At 66.3% G+C, this 15,818-nt stretch carries 12 protein-coding genes; 10 read left to right on the forward strand and 2 right to left on the reverse strand.

Translation table 11 applies throughout. The features are described 5' to 3' along the window. Positions 1–75: 75 nt before the first annotated feature. Positions 76–324, reverse strand: coding sequence for a WhiB family transcriptional regulator (locus tag ACFRAU_RS13035; RefSeq protein WP_003804966.1), 249 nt, complete (start codon positions 322–324; stop codon positions 76–78). 359 nt (positions 325–683) lie between these two features. Here ACFRAU_RS13035 and ACFRAU_RS13040 point away from each other — a divergent pair, with 359 nt between their 5' ends. After that, on the forward strand, positions 684–1,055 hold the full coding sequence (locus ACFRAU_RS13040; protein ID WP_378000243.1) for a hypothetical protein: 372 nt from the start codon (positions 684–686) through the stop codon (positions 1,053–1,055). Here the strand turns inward: ACFRAU_RS13040 and ACFRAU_RS13045 are convergent. Then, the gene (locus ACFRAU_RS13045) at positions 1,052–5,329 is read right to left on the reverse strand and encodes an FtsK/SpoIIIE domain-containing protein (protein ID WP_378000216.1); all 4,278 of its coding nucleotides are present in this window, start codon (positions 5,327–5,329) and stop codon (positions 1,052–1,054) included. The genes ACFRAU_RS13040 and ACFRAU_RS13045 overlap by 4 nt on opposite strands. Before the next feature lie 239 nt (positions 5,330–5,568). Between ACFRAU_RS13045 and ACFRAU_RS13050 the strand changes: the two genes are divergently transcribed. The 9 genes from ACFRAU_RS13050 (at position 5,569) to ACFRAU_RS13090 (ending at position 15,803) form a co-directional block, all read left to right on the forward strand. Further along, entirely contained in the window at positions 5,569–6,858 is a 1,290-nt protein-coding gene (locus ACFRAU_RS13050) for a nucleotide sugar dehydrogenase (RefSeq protein WP_377997945.1), read from the forward strand. A gap of 66 nt (positions 6,859–6,924) precedes the next feature. Then, a complete protein-coding gene (locus ACFRAU_RS13055) occupies positions 6,925–7,524 on the forward strand; it encodes an acyltransferase (protein WP_377997946.1) in 600 nt (199 codons plus the stop codon). After that, positions 7,521–8,612: a DegT/DnrJ/EryC1/StrS family aminotransferase gene (locus ACFRAU_RS13060; RefSeq protein WP_377997947.1), complete on the forward strand. Its 1,092-nt coding sequence runs from the start codon at positions 7,521–7,523 to the stop codon at positions 8,610–8,612. Before ACFRAU_RS13055 ends, ACFRAU_RS13060 begins: the two co-directional genes overlap by 4 nt. Then, positions 8,612–9,607, forward strand: a complete 996-nt coding sequence (locus ACFRAU_RS13065; RefSeq protein WP_378000217.1) for a Gfo/Idh/MocA family oxidoreductase — start codon at positions 8,612–8,614, stop codon at positions 9,605–9,607. The genes ACFRAU_RS13060 and ACFRAU_RS13065 overlap by 1 nt, the downstream gene beginning before the upstream one ends. After that, positions 9,604–10,782 carry a glycosyltransferase family 4 protein gene (locus ACFRAU_RS13070; RefSeq protein ID WP_378000218.1) on the forward strand — a complete coding sequence of 393 codons (1,179 nt, stop codon included), beginning with the start codon at positions 9,604–9,606 and terminating at the stop codon, positions 10,780–10,782. Before ACFRAU_RS13065 ends, ACFRAU_RS13070 begins: the two co-directional genes overlap by 4 nt. 178 nt (positions 10,783–10,960) lie before the next feature. Next, a complete protein-coding gene (gene glf, locus ACFRAU_RS13075) occupies positions 10,961–12,145 on the forward strand; it encodes a UDP-galactopyranose mutase (protein ID WP_378000219.1) in 1,185 nt (394 codons plus the stop codon). Then, on the forward strand, positions 12,142–14,169 hold the full coding sequence (locus ACFRAU_RS13080; protein ID WP_378000220.1) for a glycosyltransferase: 2,028 nt from the start codon (positions 12,142–12,144) through the stop codon (positions 14,167–14,169). The genes glf and ACFRAU_RS13080 overlap by 4 nt, the downstream gene beginning before the upstream one ends. Beyond that, positions 14,166–15,071, forward strand: a complete 906-nt coding sequence (locus tag ACFRAU_RS13085) for an ABC transporter permease (protein WP_377997953.1) — start codon at positions 14,166–14,168, stop codon at positions 15,069–15,071. The genes ACFRAU_RS13080 and ACFRAU_RS13085 overlap by 4 nt, the downstream gene beginning before the upstream one ends. A gap of 3 nt (positions 15,072–15,074) precedes the next feature. Beyond that, the gene (locus ACFRAU_RS13090) at positions 15,075–15,803 is read left to right on the forward strand and encodes an ABC transporter ATP-binding protein (RefSeq protein WP_377997954.1); all 729 of its coding nucleotides are present in this window, start codon (positions 15,075–15,077) and stop codon (positions 15,801–15,803) included. Positions 15,804–15,818 lie beyond the last annotated feature (15 nt).

The raw sequence follows: 15,818 nt of genomic DNA on the forward strand, positions 1-15,818 counted from the left end.
ACGGCCGCGGACCATGGGTCCCCGGCCGTCGCCTTTTGCTCTGAGGCGCTTACTGCCTGAGTGCTTGGTGCCGGGTCAGGAAGCGCGGCGGGCCCGTGCGGCCCGGCGCTTGAGTGCACGGCGTTCGTCCTCGCTCATGCCGCCCCACACGCCGGCATCCTGTCCGGACTCCAGCGCCCACTGCAGGCAGGTGTCAACAACCGGGCACCGGCGGCAGACGCTCTTGGCTTCTTCGATCTGCAAGAGCGCGGGGCCAGTGTTGCCTACGGGGAAAAACAGCTCCGGGTCCTTGTCGAGGCAGGCCGCGCGATTACGCCAATCCATGCTGATCAGTCACTCCATTCCTGGGAAGTCAATACCCTTTGTGAAAATATTCACTAGGGCTTACATAGGAAAGGGGCCCGGCAGGGCCCCCTTGGTCATCTGGATCAAGCGTTTCATGTTAACGCTGTGTAAACAAGGGGTAGTGGGCCACGAAATCCCCAAGAAACGTGAGCGATGCATCACATCGGCAGGCTGTCCCGCCGTGTGTCGACTATGTCGGGTAGTGTGCCAGTGTGTCAAGACCCCCAAAAGACCCGTCCGGTCCGTTCGCTGATGCCGGAAACGGTGGTACTCCGGAGGACCGGGGCTCAGCAGGAACACAGCCTTCGGGCCCCGTCCGTCCCCGCGCTGTCGCCGTGATCTCAGGGGTTGTGGCAGCCGAGGCCACGGCGCTGCTGGCCGCAGCAGGCTGGTACGGATTCCAGCTGGCCAGCGGGGCGCCTGTCATGTCCTTTTGGGGTGCCGTTTTCACGCTCGGCCTGCTGCTGGCTTTTGCGGCCTGGCTGTATGCCGTTGCCGTGTTCCTCTTCCGTGGTTTCCGCTGGCCGCGGGCCGGGGCGCTGGTGGCGCAGCTGTTGGTGCTGACCATTGGCTTCCCCACGCTCACCGCCGGCCTCCCGGCGGCTGGCGCCGCAATGCTGATCCCTGCCGGCGCGGCCATCGTCCTGTTGTTCGACAAACGCGTGATTCGCTTCGCCTCCCGCGCCGCTTCCGATCCGCCGGCACTCTAGAGCCTCCTGACATCCTCGGCCACGGCCAGTTGAACTGTCATTGCCGCGCCGTCCGCCACAAGCAGGGCACGTCCTGGCGGGGGATGGGAATCCGGCTCAATCCGCAGTCCGAAGATGTCGCCGTCATGAGGACTGCGGGGCGCAATGAGGATGCCCGTGCCGCTACTGCGGGCTGCCAGCGCGAGCGGGACACGCTGCATCAGTGACTGGCTGAACGCGGCCGAAAAAATTACCGCCCAGCCGCGGCTGTTCAGCTCCATCAGGTGCTGTTGGGAGGCTGCAGGCAGCACGTCGGCATCATCGACGAGGAGTATGCCGTTTCTCGGTAGACGTCCTTCAGCGGCATCGCGGTGCACTTCCGCCCAAAAGTCGCCACGACTCGGCTGCGGGCCGGGGTGCAGCCACCCGGACACCGACGGGTTGATCGCCGGCAGGGATGCCAGGAACGATGACTTGCCTGAACCGGCGCTGCCCAGCACGGCAAGGACAGCACCTTTCGGCAGGCGCACCGCGGCAGGGACGGGTTCGTCCCCGCCCACGCCGACCACCAGGCGGCGGGCGGCTGTGCGCGCCGGGTAAGGTGCTTCGGGATCTGATCCCCGCTGGGGTGCGTCCGGATCACGTGCGTCCGAAATCCGCTCCGCCAGGGGCATTCGGGACAGTACATCCGCCACAGAGAGCTGCTCGGGAAGGGGATCCACGCGGAACGGCTTGACCCGCACCGGACCCTGCATGATCTCGCCGGTGGCCGTGACTTTTCCGGGACCTGCACGTCCACTCCCCGGGACCTGGACGTAGAGCTGGCAGACCGCCGGGCGCCCGGCGGAGAAGGCCCCGGATGCCACGGCGCGGCCCGGAATCGGCGGAAGGTCGGGCATTTTGGGCCAGGCCAGCCTGCTCTCGGCGCTGGCGCCCCGCGGGCAGTAAATGCGGTTGGGGATGGCCGGAAAAAACCGAGACGTCACGAGTTCGCGGTCGCCCGAGATCACGACGGTGATTCCGGCAGGGCGGCCGTCCCGGACGATGTCCTGGATGTGGTCTTCGGCGCGGGTCAGGGGGCCGGTGCGGAGGGCAGACAGCCAGGTGCCCCAGCCCGAAATGGCCAGCACCAGCGGCGGACCGGAGGGTGTCTGGAGCCGGCTGAGCCGCTGGGACATTTCGGCCGCCAGGCGTTCCAGGACGCGCACGCCGCGGCGGACGTCGTGGGGGTGCACAAAGGATCCGGTGCGGTTCGCACCGGCCAGGCCCGTTAACGACCCGTCCGCATCGAGGACGTAGAGGTGGCATTCCGTGGGATGGGACAGGAGCTGCTGCATTGCTGTTGACATTGCCTGCGCGGCATCGCGGGATCCGGCGCCTATCAGCGCCAAGTGTCCGTCGGCCCCCGGCCGCCAGGTGAGCGCTGCAAGCCGCTGCTTCTCGGGCAGGTCCAGCAAGCCCAGACCTACAGCCCAATCTTCTGCCGCTCCCGGCACCGTGCCAGCAGGGACGGTGCCTGTGGGGATGGCGCCGGAATGGACCGTGCCTGAACGGACATTGCCTCCACGGCCGACGCCGGCAGGGTCGCGGACATCTGCGGTGAGTGCGGCCACGTCAGCGGGACTCGCCAGCACGTCCGGCAACGGCGGAGCCACCGGACGGCGCGCTGCGGAACCGCCCATCCCCGCCCACAGGGAGGCAGTCAGCTCCACCAACGGCCTGGCGGCGTCCGACGGGGTTTCCGGCGGAGGGCCGCTGCTGTTGATGGAAGCTGGCATCGCCAGGGCCACCGTGGTCTCAAGCACCCTGACCCGGCAAGAAGCAGAACCCCCGTTGTCAGCGCCGGCAACTGATGCCGACTGGAACTCCTCGGCAGCTTCGGCGCCCCTGGCCAGGTAGGCGCGGCCAGGCCGGTTGACGGGTATTGACGAGGCCGCACTGGTGCCGATTACGTCGGCCGACTCGTGTGCGGACTGCACGCGGAGGGCGATGCTCGTTGTGACGTTCGCGCGGATGTCTGCCGTGAGAGCCCCCTGCGGGCGCTGGGTGGCCATGATCAGGTGGATGCCCAGCGACCGGCCTATGGCTGCAATCCGCATCAGTTCGGTCAGGGTCCCGGGAGCGTCCTCGACGAGCATTCGGAACTCATCGATGATGAGGACCAGTTGGGGGAGCGGCGGACCACCGGACGGGGACAGGCGATAGGCGGCCAGGTCCGGGGCGTTGGCGGCGGCGAGCAGATGCTCACGTCTGCGGACTTCTGCCCGCAGCGACACAATCGTGCGCTCCAGCTGGCTGCTGGCAAGATCCGTCAGCATACCGACGCAGTGCGGGACATCAGTCAGCGGACTGAGTCCGGACCCGCCCTTGAAGTCGAAGAAGAGGATATTGACGCGGTCCGGCGGATAGCACAGCGCGAGCCCGGCGGCAATGGTGCGGAGCAGTTCCGACTTCCCGGAACCTGTGGTGCCCGCAACGAGGACGTGTGGGCCATCTGATTCAAGGTCGAGGACGCGCACGCCCCGGGCTGTGCGGCCCAGGGGGATGGTGAGTCGTGGCATCTGCCGGCCTGCTGCCCAGCGCTTGGCAGTCGCACCGGTCGACTGGTCAAGCAGATCGCCAAGCCCGCAGCGCACCGGCATGGAGTGCCCGCCGGCCTGCACATCAGGGAGGGACTGCCGGTACGCCCGGCAGTAGCGGTCGAAAACGCCGGACGGCACCAGGTCTGCAACAAAGCGGTGACATAAAGCGCGGGCCCGAAGCATGGCCCCGCGCTCGCCGAGCTCAATATCGGTTTCCGCTGGCTCCTGTCCCCGGCCCAAGAGATGGACCACCCGCCAGCCCAGCCGCCGGGCAGTTGCGATGACGCCGGCCCCGGCGGTGCTGTCCTTTGTTCCGCCGAGTTCTTCTGTTCCGTCGAGTTCTTCGCCGAAAAGCAGCAGGATGCGGGACATGCCCTGTCCGCCGGACGTGTCCGTCAGTGCCGCAATTGTGTCAGGGATTCTTGAATGGAGTGAGACACCCGGAAGAAACCGTGCCGCGAGCGGCAGGACGGAAGCGGGCCCGTGGATCGCGATCCGGGTACCCCTGGCCAGCGGATACCCGGTGAGCTGCATGAGGAACGAGTGGGCCAGGCCGTGAACCTCTGAGTCGGTTCCCCGGACCGACACGACCGCAAGGCCGGGGTCCAGGAGCAGCGGCACCGCCCCAAGCCGAGGGGGTTTGAAGCCCGGCTGGTCCGGCTCCAGGCGTATATTGGCCGGTTGATCAGCCAGGCCGAGTCTGAGCCAGACGCCGGGCCCGGGCAACGGCGCCGGATCACCCGTGTACGTTGATGTTTCCTGTGCTGTCTCCCGGCCGGTGCCGGCAGGGTTCACTGCGGGAACCGCAGCGCGCAGCGCAAGGACGGCAGCGGACGGCGCGGACCGCCGTCGTCGATCCAGATCCTGCTCAGCTGCCGCCGCGACTGCCGATCTCAGTTCACGGCGCTGCCGGGCGCCCGAGGCCACCGGGACAAGGAGTGTCACTGCCGAGACCGCTGTGAAGGCCAGAAACATCCACGACCCCGTCACCAGTACCAGTCCCACCCCGATGATCACGGGGAGAACGGCCCCGAGAACCAGCACGGACCGGCCCGCCGGCGCGGCCGGGCGCGACACGATCAGCGGCTCCGCCACAGGGCTCCCGGCAAACCCCAGGTCAGCGTCACCTGCCGCCGACGGCGCGGCCAGCACAACTGACAGGGAGGAATTGCCGCAGCGAATGCGGGAACCGATGGCGACGGCCGTTTTTGACACCCTTTTGCCGTCCACCTCGGTTCCATTGATGCTGCCAAGGTCCGCAAGGGTCAGGGCTGTGTCCGAAACCTCAATTCGGGCGTGCTCCCGGGAGAGATCGGCATCGGGAATGGTCAGCTCAGTGTTGGTGCGGCCGATCCGGTAGCTTCCCCGCTGCAGCGGAAGGACAGTCCCTGCGGCGGGGCCGCTGTCCACCGCGAGGAGTACAGCCGCGGGAAGGTCGCCCGCCGATCCCGCCCGGGACCCAGGACCGTCGGCGACGCCGTCCACCAGCACAGCCCCGTTGATCAGGGGCGCCCTGCCGAGCGTCAGAGCCCTGAGTGGCAGGCCGGCTACAGTCAGTCCGCGCGTCCGAAAGCTGCGCGAAAGCTCTGCCTCCAGGTCCGCGCCCGGGCAACCGTCCGGGGCCGCCACCGTCAGCTCGACCGGCCCGGCGGGGGAACCGGACCCGGCCGAAGCGGCCCCGGGGGCGCGGACCAGGGTACATTGCAGCTGCACCGGCGACCTCCGTTCTGTGGGAAAACCTGGGCACCACGCTAGTGACGGCACGGCCGGAACGGGTGCGGTGAATTCGTCCATGTGGAAAACCCCGGCCGCTCCTCCGGAAGCCCGAAGAACTGCTACCCCGACGCAGCCGCGAATCGGCGTAAGGTCCGGTCAGCGGATAGTGTTAAGCAAAACCGGGTGTGGCAGCGTGGCTGCCGCCTGCCAGTCCTGAGAGAAAAGGCTTCTGACTCGTGAAGATTGCTGTAATTGCGTTGGGAAAAATCGGGCTGCCGCTGGCCGTCCAGTTTGCTTCCAAGGGCCATGACGTCGTTGGCGTCGACGTCAACCAGCAGGTCGTGGAGCTTATCAACGCGGGCACCGAGCCGTTTCCCGGCGAGGCCCACCTGCAGGAGAAACTTTCCGAACTGGTGCCGGCGGGCAAGCTGCGCGCCACCACGGACTATGCCGAAGCTGTTCCGGGCGCCGACGCCGTCGTGCTGGTTGTTCCGCTGTTCGTGGACGCCGACGCCAAGCCTGATTTCGGCTGGATGGACGGCGCAACCGCCGAGCTGGCCAAGCACCTGACCCCGGGCACGCTGGTGTCCTACGAGACGACCCTGCCGGTGGGAACCACGCGGACGCGCTGGAAGCCCGCCCTCGAGGCAGGCTCCGGGCTGGTTGAGGGCCAGGACTTCCACCTGGTCTTCTCCCCGGAACGCGTGCTGACCGGGCGGGTGTTCGAGGACCTTCGCAAGTACCCCAAGCTGGTGGGCGGCCTGTCCGAGGCGGGCGCGGCCAAGGCTGTTGAGTTCTACGAAGCCGTGCTGGACTTCGACGAGCGTGCTGACCTTCGCCGGCCCAACGGCGTGTGGGACCTGGGGTCCGCTGAAGCGTCCGAGCTGGCCAAGCTGGCCGAGACCACGTACCGCGACGTGAACATCGGGCTGGCCAACCAGTTCGCCCGGTTCGCCGGCACCGCGGGCATCGACATCTACCAGGTCATTGAGGCCTCCAACTCGCAGCCGTACAGCCACATCCACCAGCCGGGCATCGCCGTCGGCGGTCACTGCATCCCGGTGTATCCGCGCCTGTACCTCTGGAACGACCCCGAGGCGACGGTGGTCCGCGCTGCCCGGGCTGCCAACGCTGACATGCCGGACTACACCGTGGGCCTCCTTGAGGGCGCCTACGGCGACCTCGCCGATGCCCGTGTGGTGGTGCTGGGCGCCGCCTACCGCGGCGGTGTGAAGGAAACGGCCTTCTCCGGCGTTTTCGACGCCGTGTCCAGCCTCGAGAAGCGCGGCGCCGTGGTGACGGTCCACGATCCGCTCTACACGGATGCCGAACTCGAGAAGCTGGGCTTCACGGCGTACCACGTTGGCGAACCCGTCGACGCGGCCGTCGTCCAGGCCGACCACGCCGAATACCGCACGCTGTCCCCGGCTGACCTGCCCGGCATCAAGGCCTTCATTGACGGCCGCCGGGTGAGCTCCGCCGACCAGTGGGACGGCGTCGTTTACCGCGTTATCGGCAAGGCCTGAGAGCGCTTAGCGGCAGCCTTGCCGCTGTGGCCGGGCCGCAGCGGCACTTCTGAGAGGAACCAAAGTATGACGACGACCATTGCTCCGAGCGCCGACGTTTCGGACCAGGCAATCCTCGGCGACGGAACGAAAATCTGGCACCTGGCCCAGGTGCGCGAACAGGCGAACCTCGGCGCGAACTGCATCGTGGGGCGCGGCGCCTACGTCGGCACCGGAGTGCAGATCGGCGAGAACACCAAGATCCAGAACTACGCCCTGGTGTACGAGCCGGCCAAGCTCGGCAAAGGTGTCTTCATCGGTCCGGCCGTGGTCCTGACCAACGACACCTACCCGCGCTCGGTCAGCCCCGACGGCTCCCTCAAGAGTGCCCATGACTGGATTCCGGTGGGCGTGACCATCGAGGACGGCGCTTCCATCGGTGCCCGCGCCGTGTGTGTTGCCCCGCTGACGGTGGGCCGCTGGGCCACGGTTGCGGCCGGCGCCGTCGTCACCAAGGATGTGCCGGCCTTTGCCCTGGTGGCCGGGGTTCCTGCCCGCCGTCTTGGCTGGGTGGGCAAGGCCGGCGAGCCGCTGCGCCAGGAGGGCGCCTTCTGGGTCTGCCCCGCTACCGGCGCCAAGTACATTGAAGACGGAAATTCCCTGAAAGAGTCTGAGGAGAACGCATGAGCTACGACTTTATCCCCGCGGCGAAGCCGATCATCGGCGACGACGAGCGGGCCGCCGTCGACGCCGTTCTGGCCACCGGAATGCTGGCCCAGGGCCAGCAGGTCGCCGAATTCGAGAAGGAATTCTCCGAGGTCCTCCTCGACGGCCGCTCCTCCGTGGCCGTAAACTCCGGCACCTCGGGCCTGCACCTGGGGCTCCTGGCCGCGGGAGTCAAGGCGGGCGATGAAGTCATCGTTCCCTCGTTCACGTTTGCCGCCACAGGCAACTCCGTGGCGCTGGCCGGGGCTACCCCCGTGTTTGCCGACATCGAACTGGACCACTACACCCTGGATGTGGACCACGTCGCCTCGCTGATCACGGAGAAGACCAAGGGCATCATGCCCGTGCACCTGTACGGCCACCCGTTCGACGTCGAGGGTCTCGGGAAGCTCGCCGCAGAGCGCGGGATCGACCTGTACGAGGACGCCGCCCAGGCCCACGGTGCCAGCTTCAAGGGCCAGAAGGTTGGAACGTTCGGCAAGTTCGCCATGTTCAGCCTCTACCCGACGAAGAACATGACCTCCGGCGAGGGCGGCATGGTCTCCACCCCCGACGCCGGCGTGGAGCGGAACCTGCGCCTGCTGCGGAACCAGGGCATGGAAAAGCAGTACGAAAACGAGCTCGTGGGCTTCAACGCCCGGATGACCGACCTGCACGCCTCCATCGGCCGGGTCCAGCTCAAGAAAGTCCTCGGCTGGACAGAGCAGCGCCAGCAGAACGCGGCGTTCCTGACCGCCAACCTCCAGGGCGTCGGTACGCCCAAGGTTGCCGAGGGCGCGTCCCACGTCTACCACCAGTACACGATCCGTGTTCCGGAGGACCGCGACGGACTGGCCAAGGCACTCCGCGAGGAATACAACATCGGCACCGGCGTGTACTACCCCGTTCCGAACCACCGGCTGCCCTCGTTCAACCGCACCGAGGACCTGCCCAACACGGAAACCGCTGCGAAGGAAGTCCTCTCCCTGCCGGTTCACCCGTCCCTGAGCCAGAACGACCTGGACCGCATCGTCACCGCGGTCAACAAGCTCGTCCAGGCAGGTGCCTGATGGCTAACCTGCGCGTCGGCCTCATTGGCCTGGGCATGATGGGCCGCCACCACGCACGGGTGGTGCGGGAGCTCGACGGCGTCGACCTGGTCGCCGTCGCCGACTCCTTCGGCGACCCCCACGGCGTCGCCGGCCAGCTGGACGTCCTGTCGTCCGTGGAACAGCTCATTGCCGCCGGCATCGACATGGCAGTGGTGGCTGTCCCCACCGGACTGCACGAAGAAGTCGGACTCGCCCTGGCAGCGGCCGGCGTCCACACCCTCGTGGAAAAGCCGATCGCCTCCAGCGCCGAGGCCGGACAGCGCCTGGTCGACGCCTTCGACGCCAAGGGGCTCGTCGGCGCCGTCGGCCACATCGAACGGTTCAACCCGGCACTGCAGTCACTGCGCAAGCGGATCGAAGCCGGCGAACTCGGCGACGTCTACCAGATCGCCACCCGGCGCCAGGGCCCCTTCCCGGCCCGGATCGCCGACGTCGGAGTGGTCAAGGACCTCGGCACGCACGACATCGATCTGACCGCATGGCTCGCGCAGAGCCGCTTTGAGTCGATCTTCGCGCGCACCACCACGCGCAGCGGCCGCCCGCACGAGGACATGGTCGCCGCGACAGGTCAGTTGGGCAACGGCGTCATCACCAACCACCTGGTCAACTGGCTTTCCCCGATGAAGGAACGCCTCACCATCGTCACCGGTGAAAAGGGCGCCTTCGTCGCCGACACCATCACGGCAGACCTGACGTTCTTCGAGAACGGCACGGTCGCCACCGAATGGGAGTCCATGGCCGCGTTCCGGGGGGTTTCCGAAGGAAACGTCACCCGGCTCGCCATCGCCAAGCCGGAGCCGCTGCGCACCGAACACGAAGCCTTCCGCGACGCCGTCCTCGGACTGCGCAGCGACGTCGTCACCATGCGCGAAGGCCTGGACACGCTCCGCGTGGCCGAAGCCGTGCTGGAGTCCGCCACCAACCGGCAGATCGTGAAGATTGCTGCTTCGTGAGTGAAAACCGGCCTGTCAGGGTCACCGTGGCAACACGGCTCTTCACTCCGGAAGTGGGTGCTGCCTCGTTCCGGTTGAAAGCCCTCGTGGACGGCCTGGCGGCCAAGGGTGCCGACGTTAGCGTCCTCACTACCAGGCCGCCCAAGGGATCGCCGGCGTTCCTGCCTCGCTACAAGGTCTCCCGGTGGCCCGTGCTGCGGGACGCCGGGGGCAACGTGCGCGGCTACGTGCAGTACATGAGCTTTGACGTGCCCGCCTTTTTCCGGCTGCTGTTTTCCCGGGCGGACGTCGTCGTGTCGGAGCCGCCGCCCACCACCGGCGTGGTCGTGGCGCTGACATCGGCCCTGCGGCGAAGGCCGTTTGTCTACTACGCCGCCGACATCTGGACTGAAGCTTTGTCCGCGACGGACGTGCCCGACGTCGTCATCCGCGTCATGCGGGCCGCCGAAGGGTTTGCGCTTCGCCGGGCAGCCAGGGTCATCGCCATCTCTGACGCCGTGGCTGAGAAGGTCGGGCAGTTCGGCGTTCAGCCGAACCGCATCACTGTGGTCGGCAACGGGATCGATACCTCGGTGTTCGGACCCGAGGGGGAGACCGCCGGGTCTGACGGACCGTACTTTGTGTACACCGGAACCATGTCCGAGTGGCAGGGCGCCGATATCTTCATCCGTGCACTGCCTGCTGTGCTCGCCGAGCACCCCGGCGCCAGCATCCGCTTCTTCGGCCAGGGTGCCGACGAGCCCCATCTCAGGGAGCTTGCAGAGGAAACAGCGCCCGGCCACGTGACGTTCGGCGGCGTCATTCCTCCCGCCGACGCGGCCCGCTGGATCCGGGGGGCAGCCGCGGCCCTGGTCAGCATCAAGCCGGGCCAGGGCTACGACTTTGCCAAGCCCACCAAGATCTACGCCGCGGCGGGCTGCGGGACTCCTGTGGTCTTCGCCGGAACGGGGGAGGGTGCCGCGCTCGTCTCCGGCAACGGACTTGGCGAATCGGCCAGTTACGACGTGGAAAGCGTTGCCGCGGCCATGTGCCGTGTGGCGTCCGGGGAAAAATCCGGCGGCAACGCGGACGGCCGGGACGCCAGGGCCGGCTGGGTACTGCAGCATGCGTCGCTGGCAACGTCAGGGAAGCATGCCGCCGCTGAAGTGCTCGCCACCGTTCCGTCCGGGGCGTAGTTTGCGGCGTCAGACCAAGGCCGGGATGGCCGCCTTCGCCGCCGGTGAAACCTCATTCGGAATCGTCGGGCTGGCGTGCCCGAGCCGCCCCGGAATACGGGACGCTTTTTAACTTCGGGTAGTCTAGACCCGGCAGATAGGGCTGCTGAACCCTGCCACCAAAACACACAGGAGAGTTGTGAACGCTGATCTCGTCGTAGTCGGTTCGGGTTTTTTTGGCCTGACAATCGCGGAACGCGCCGCCACGGAGCTGGGGCTAAAGGTTGCCGTCCTGGACCGCCGCCACCACATCGGCGGCAACGCGTACAGCGAAAATGAGTCCAAGACCGGCATCGAGGTCCACCGGTATGGCGCCCACCTCTTTCACACCTCCAACGAGCGGGTCTGGGAGTACGTGAACCGCTTCACGGCGTTCACCGGTTACCAGCACAAGGTCTACACCAGCCACAAGGGCGAGGTGTACTCCATGCCCATCAACCTGGGCACCATCAACCAGTTCTTCCGGTCTTCCATGGGCCCCGGCGAGGCACGGGCCCTCATCCAGGAGCAGGCCGGCGAACTGGCGGGCACCGATCCGCAGAACCTGAATGACAAGGGGATCCAGCTGATCGGCCGGCCCCTGTATGAGGCGTTCATCAAGTACTACACGGGCAAGCAGTGGCAGACCGACCCCAAGGATCTGCCTGCGGAAATCATTTCCCGGCTCCCGGTCCGCTACAACTACGACAACCGCTACTTCAACGACACGTATGAGGGACTGCCGGTTGACGGCTACACCGCGTGGATCGAGCGGATGGCCGACCACCCGAACATCGAGGTCCACCTCAACACCGACTTCTTCGACGGCGGCGAATTCGGCCGGGAGGCCGTGCGCGGCCAGGTGCCGGTCATCTACACCGGCCCCGTGGACCGTTACTTCGACTACGCCGAAGGCGACCTGTCCTGGCGCACCATCGACCTTGAGGAAGAAGTCCTCCCGATCGAGGACTTCCAGGGTTGCGCGGTGATGAACTACCCGGACGAAGACGTCCCGTACACCCGGATCCACGAATTCCGTCACTTCCACCCCGAGCGTGACTACACGAAGGACGCCACGGTCATCATGCGGGAGTTCTCCCGCTTTGCCGAGAAAGGCGACGAGCCCTACTACCCGGTGAACACTGCAGTGGACCGCGAGAAGCTTCTGGCCTACCGCGACCTGGCCCGCGGCGAGGATTCCGTGCTGTTCGGCGGCCGGCTGGGAACCTACAAATACCTCGACATGCACATGGCCATCGGATCAGCCCTGAGCATGTTCGACAACAAGATCAAGCCGCACTTCAGCGGCGGTGCGAAGCTGGAAAGCGGAGGAGTAGACGCATGAGCGTAGCGACGGAGTTCCGGCAGGGAACCGAACCGGGCACTGACGGGACTGTGTGGAAGACAGTCCACCGCGTTGTATTCCCGGTCGACGGCGATACCGACACCCTCCCGCTGTACGTCGACTTCGACGCCGCCCGCCGAGTGGTGGAATCGCAGGACACCAGCAGCAAGCGGGGCGCGGCATCACCAGTTGTGTCCCAGCGCAGCGAGATGCGTTCGGACTTCATCCTTGGCCGCCGCGAGCTGTCGCTGCCCGCGCACCGCCGCGTTTCCTTCGGAACATACTTCAACGCGTTCCCCGCCAGCTACTGGCGGGCGCACACCGACGTGCAGCAGGTCCGCCTGAGCATCGAGGTGGACGCCGAGGCGACGGTCATCGTCTACAAGTCCAGCCCCCGCGGCAGCTCAAACCGCGTCCAGAGCCTGCATGTCACGGGCGGCGCCACCGCCACCTGCGACCTCTCGCTGACCACTTTCGCCGACGGCGGCTGGTACTGGTTCGACCTCGTCGCCCACGGCCACGATGTGAAGCTGAAGCAGGCCGACTGGTCTGTTCCGCAGCCCGAGGGGTTCACGGCCGGGTCACTGTCCATTGCGGTCACCACGTTCAACCGGCCGGACTACTGCGTCAAGCACCTGCGGACCTTTGCCGAGTCCGAGGACCTGCTGGCGGTCATGGACCGCCTCATCGTCACGGACCAGGGCAACCAGAAGGTCCGGGACGAGCCGGGCTTCGACGAAGCCGCGGCCGTGCTCGGCGACAAGTTCAAGCTCGTTGAGCAGGGCAACCTTGGCGGCTCCGGCGGCTTTGCCCGGGGCATGCACGAGGCCGTCGAGGGCGGAGAGAGCAAGTACGTCATGCTGCTCGACGACGACGTCGTCGTGGAGACCGAAGGCGTCCTCCGGGCCGTCAACTTCGCCGACTTCACCCGCAGCGCCACCATCGTGGGCGGCCACATGTTCAACCTGTTTGAACGCTCCGTGATCCACAACTTCGGCGAGGGCATCAACGAGTACCGGTTCCAGTACGAGCCGATCGGCGAGGGACAGAGCGCCCACGACTTCTCCGCCAGCAACCTGCGCACCACCCCGTGGATGCACCGCCGGATCGACGTGGACTACAACGGCTGGTGGATGTGCCTGATCCCGACGTCGATCATCAGGGAGATCGGGCTGGCCCTGCCCGTCTTCATCAAGTGGGACGACGTCGAATACGGCATCCGTGCCAAGGCAAACGGCTACACGACGGTGAGCCTGCCCGGCGCGGCAGTCTGGCACATGCCCTGGACGGAAAAAGACGACACCATCGACTGGCAGGCCTACTTCCACCAGCGGAACCGGTGGGTGGCGGCGATGCTGTACTCGCAGTACGAAAAGGGCGGCCGCCTTCCCATCGAAAGCTTCCTCCAGGATGTCCGGCACCTGCTTTCGCTCCAGTACTCGGCTGTGGAGCTGAGGAACCGTGCCCTCCAGGACCTGCTCGACGGGCCCTCGCACCTGCACCGTACAATCGGCGGCAAGCTCCCCGAGATCCGCAAAGTCCGTTCGGAATTCCCGGATGCCCAGGTCAGCAAGGACATCACCGAGTTCCCCGCCGTCAAGCGGCTGCACCTGCCGAAGTTCGGCCTGGTTCCCTCCCGGCCCAAGAACTTCGCGCAGACCGTGTCCAGCGCGCTGTCCGGGGCCATCCGCCAGCTCCGCCCCGTGGACCCGGCCGCATCAGAGCACCCCGAGGCCGTGGTACCCGCGGCGGACGCACGCTGGTGGCGGCTTTCGCACCTGGATTCAGCACTCGTGTCGGCTTCGGACGGAACTGGCGCCTCCTGGTACCGCCGCGACAACGTCCGCTTCCGCAAGGAGCTGCTGCGCAGCCTTGCCCTGCACACTCGCGTGCTGGCCCGTTGGGACGAGCTCTCCGCGTCCTACAAGAAGGAACTGCCCAACTTCACGTCTCCGGATGCCTGGCGCCAGACCTTCGCGGCCAACTCCGGCTCCGAGGCTGATCAGCAGAAGCCCGGTCAGTGACAAACGGACGCACCTCTCCCACTCAGCAGGACTCCGGCCGGGCGCTGGTGGCGCCGGGAACCGGGAACGGGCTCGTTGACGTTTTCCGTTCCAGGTTCCTCCTCAAGCTCCTGGTCCGCAAGGAACTCAGAATCAGGTACCGGGGCTCGGTCCTCGGACTGCTGTGGACCTATGTCAAGCCCGGGGTCCAGTTCATTGCCTTCTACATTGCCCTCGGTGTTTTCCTGGGACTGGAGCAGAGCCCTACCAACAGGGGAGGACTGCCCAACTACGCGGTCTACCTGTTTTCCGGCATCATCCTGGTGAACTTCTTCACGGAGTCCCTGAGCACGGCAACACGGTCGATCGTCAACAACAGCGGGCTGATCAACAAGATCTACCTGCCGAGGGAACTGTTTCCGGTGTCCTCGGTATGGGTCTCGGCGGTTCATTTCTTCCCGCAGCTGTTCGTGCTTGTGGTGGCCTGCCTCTTCAGCGGCTGGCGCCCCGGACCGCTGGAGGCGGTCACCGCCGTCGCCGGCTTTGTCATGATTGCGCTGCTTGCCACCGGCCTGGGCCTGTTTTTCGGCTCCGTCAACGTGTACTTCCGCGATTCGGAGAACCTCGTTGACCTGATTCTGCTGATCGCCACCTGGGTCGCCCCGGTGCTGTACTCCTGGCGGATGGTGCTGGACAAGGCCGGCGAAGCCTGGTTCACGGTTTACCAGCTCAACCCCATCACGATCGCGGTGGAGTGCTTCCACCATGCCTTTTGGCTGCCGACTACGGCAGGGGCAGAGGGAAGCCCGCCCAACCTGGTCACCGTCTGGGTTCCCGTGGGGCTGCTCGTCTCGCTTGCCATCCTTTTCCTCGGCCAGTGGACATTCCGCCGGCTTGAGGGCCGCTTCGCACAGGAGCTGTGAGTCTTGACCACCGCAATTGAAATCCGCAACATCAACAAACAGTTCGTCCTGCGGCACACCCGGTCACTCAAGGAAGCCCTTGTGTGGCTCCTGCGGGGCCGCAAAGGTGACCTGTCAAAGAAGTTCCATGCGCTCCGGGACCTGTCCATCGACGTCGAACATGGCGAGACAGTGGCCCTCCTGGGACTGAACGGCTCGGGAAAGTCAACGCTGCTCAAGCACATCTCCGGCGTCATGCTCCCCGATTCCGGCACTGTCCGCACCGGCGGACGCGTTGCCGGACTGATCGAGGTCGGCGCCGGGTTCCACCCTGACCTCTCAGGGCGTGACAATGTGTTCCTGAACGGCGCGATCCTGGGGATGACCGAGGCCCAGATCAAGGAAAAATTCGACTCCATCGTCGAATTTGCCGAGATCGGCGAGTTCATCGATACAGAGGTCAAGTTCTATTCCTCGGGAATGTACCTCCGGCTGGCGTTCTCAGTGGCAGTCCACACGGACCCCGACGTCTTTCTGGTCGATGAAATCCTCGCCGTGGGCGACGAGCCGTTCCAAAAGAAGTGCCTGGCCAAGATCAAGGAACTCGCGGCGGCCGGCAAGACGCTGGTGGTGGTCAGCCACGACCTCGACCTCGTGGCCCACGTCTGCGAACGCGGAGTACTTCTGGAACACGGCCGGGTCACCATGGACGGCCCGGTGGCCGACGTGATCAGCCGGCTCCGCGGCAACTAACACACTCTTGGAGGA

The organism is Arthrobacter sp. NPDC056691 (assembly GCF_042791415.1).
Lineage (GTDB): Bacteria > Actinomycetota > Actinomycetes > Actinomycetales > Micrococcaceae > Arthrobacter.